4 protein-coding genes are annotated in these 2,194 nt (G+C 37.9%); all 4 read left to right on the plus strand.

Annotated features, from left to right (window positions below):
• Positions 1-4: 4 nt before the first annotated feature.
• On the plus strand, positions 5-133 hold the full coding sequence (locus AC1DUW_RS26610; protein ID WP_477643907.1) for a flagellar FlbD family protein: 129 nt from the start codon (positions 5-7) through the stop codon (positions 131-133).
• Positions 130-558 carry a flagellar basal body-associated protein FliL gene (gene fliL / locus AC1DUW_RS26615; RefSeq protein ID WP_053345332.1) on the plus strand — a complete coding sequence of 143 codons (429 nt, stop codon included), beginning with the start codon at positions 130-132 and terminating at the stop codon, positions 556-558. Before AC1DUW_RS26610 ends, fliL begins: the two co-directional genes overlap by 4 nt.
• A 52-nt stretch (positions 559-610) precedes the next feature.
• Positions 611-1,609 (plus strand): flagellar motor switch protein FliM, encoded by a 999-nt coding sequence (gene fliM, locus AC1DUW_RS26620; RefSeq protein WP_053345333.1) that lies wholly within the window; start codon positions 611-613, stop codon positions 1,607-1,609.
• Positions 1,599-2,194, plus strand: a 596-nt coding sequence (gene fliY / locus AC1DUW_RS26625) for a flagellar motor switch phosphatase FliY (RefSeq protein WP_477643906.1), incomplete at its 3' end; no start/stop codon positions are given. The genes fliM and fliY, both read left to right, overlap by 11 nt.

Raw genomic sequence — 2,194 nt, forward strand, 5'->3', positions numbered from 1 at the left:
GACTATTACGTTTACAAATGGGAAGAAAATCGTGGTGCTCGAGAAGGAAGAAGAAATAATTCAAGCCATTATACAATTTTATCGTACCGTGAATGTTCTGGGATTGCGTGATGATGAGGAGGAAAGGTTATGAAAAAAAAACTATTGACGATTATGTTGATTATGCTGGTGGCAATTACTCTTGTTGGCGTAATAGCGGTCGTGGTTGTTACAAAGTTATCTGACCCCACATCTGCAGAGGGTAAACCATCCATAGATGAAATTATCAAATCATCTGTTGAAATTCCTGAAATTACAACGAATCTCTCGGGTAATGATTATATCAAAATCTCATTTATGGTCCAAACAGAAAATAAAAAAGCAAAAGAAGAGTTGGAAAAAAGAGGTTTTCAGGTGAAAAACATTATTATTGCCGAACTGTCCGAAATGAAAGCGACAGAGTTAACTGGTAAAAAGGGCAAGGAAAAACTTCAGGATACGTTAAAGACTAGAATTAATGAATTAATGGAAGAAGGAAAAGTTGAAAAGGTTTATATAACCTCCTCGATTCTTCAATAAGAACATCCTTGCTTCATTAAATAAGAAGGGGAAGCTTTGGAGGTGAGTGCTAATGTCCGGGGAAATATTATCGCAAAATGAAATCGATGCTTTGTTATCGGCCATTTCTACAGGTGAAATGGATGCAGATGATTTAAAGAAAGAAGAAGTAGAAAAAAGAGTGAAGGTGTACGACTTTAAAAGAGCACTTCGGTTTTCAAAGGATCAAATCCGCAGTTTGACTAGGATACACGAGAACTTTGCAAGATTGCTTACAACTTATTTCTCTGCTCAGCTTAGGACATATGTTCAAATATCCGTAGCATCTGCAGATCAAATTCCATATGAAGAGTTCATACGTTCAATACCTAAGATGACCATTTTGAATGTGTTTGAGGTACCGCCTCTGGATGGCCGAATCATTCTTGAGGTCAATCCGAATATCGCTTATTCCATGATGGACAGAGTTTTGGGAGGGCGGGGTATAAGCGTTAATAAAGTCGACAGTTTAACTGAAATAGAAACAAAGATCATGTCAAATCTATTTGAAAAGGCTTTTGAAAATTTACAAGAAGCTTGGGGGACGATTGTTGATATCGAACCGGTAATGACAGAGTTTGAGGTGAATCCGCAATTTTTACAATTGGTTTCACCAAATGACACAGTTGTAGTCATATCTCTAAATACGCAAATCGGTGAAACCAGCGGAATGATTAACATTTGTATTCCTCACGTCGTTTTAGAACCAATCATACCGAAGTTATCTGCTCACTACTGGATGGAAAATTCTCAAAAAGAAAGAATTCCTGAGGAAATAAAAGTTTTGGAAAATCGTATTAGGAATGCGGATCTCTCAATTATTTCCGAATTAGGAACTACGGATATTGCTATCCAGGATTTCCTTCTGCTTGATGTAGGTGATGTCATCGATTTAAATCATGCAATCGATAAGCCTTTAACAATTAAAGTAGGGGGAATTCCGAAATATAGTGGACAACCAGGCAAAGTAGGTAAAAAACACGCCATCCAGATTCTTAATATTTTGAAAGGGGGAGACGAAAATGATAAGTGATGAAATGCTTTCACAAGACGAGATAGATGCCCTTTTAAAAGGTACAAGTGATATAGAAGATGAGGTGGACTTTCTTTCGATAGAAGATTATTTATCAATGATGGAACTGGACGCGCTCGGTGAAATTGGGAATATCTCTTTCGGGAGTTCGGCCACTGCTTTATCCACTTTGTTGAATCAGAAAGTGGATATCACTACCCCGGCGGTTACATTAATTGAAAGGGGTAATATTGCGGAAGAATTCCCGCATCCCTATGTAGCCATCCAAGTGCAATATACAGAAGGTTTTACAGGCATTAATATGCTTGTCATCAAACAAAGTGATGCGGCGATCATTGCCGATTTGATGCTTGGCGGTGATGGTTTGAATCCTTCAGAGATGCTAGGAGAAATTCAACTAAGTGCGGTCCAGGAAGCAATGAACCAAATGATGGGTTCGGCTGCTACATCAATGTCGACCATTTTCAGTAAAAAGGTAGATATTTCACCACCAAGCATCGATTTACTGAACTTTTTAAATGGTGAAGGTGAAAATGCAATACCGGATGAGGATTTATTCGAAAAGAAATTTTTGCAAATAAATCC

Source organism: Peribacillus sp. P4_C12 (assembly GCF_056402095.1).